Origin of the sequence: Bacillus sp. SIMBA_074, from assembly GCF_046534555.1 — a bacterium.
In the GTDB taxonomy this organism is placed as follows: Bacteria; Bacillota; Bacilli; order Bacillales; family Bacillaceae_G; genus Bacillus_A; species Bacillus_A mycoides.
In genome coordinates, this window is sequence record NZ_JAWRYM010000311.1 from 1 (window position 1) to 302 (window position 302).

Genomic DNA, 302 nt, shown 5'->3' on the forward strand with positions numbered 1-302 from the left:
CTTTGGCGCCCCTTAGCTTTAAGTACATTATCGACAACGCAATCGAACCTCGAGATTTCCAATACTTTTACCTTTTCTTGACTGTGTTTGGAATCTGCGCAGTAATTTGTATTTCCTCCGGACTAGTTAGTGATGTAGCCCTCGCCAAAATAATCACGAAGGTCCAAACAGATTTGCGAAAGCGCTTATTCGAACACCTGCAGCACATACATGTTGGGTATTTTCAAAAAAAGCGGTCAGGGGAACTGGTCTCGCATTTCACCGTTGATTTACCGGCGATTGAAAGCGCCTTGTCCGTGGTG

Annotated in this window: 1 protein-coding gene; it reads left to right on the forward strand. The window is 45.0% G+C overall.

What is annotated here, in order from left to right:
* Nucleotides 1-2: 2 nt before the first annotated feature.
* Nucleotides 3-302, forward strand: a 300-nt coding sequence (locus tag SB773_RS30965) for an ABC transporter transmembrane domain-containing protein (RefSeq protein WP_410594079.1), incomplete at its 3' end; no start/stop codon positions are given.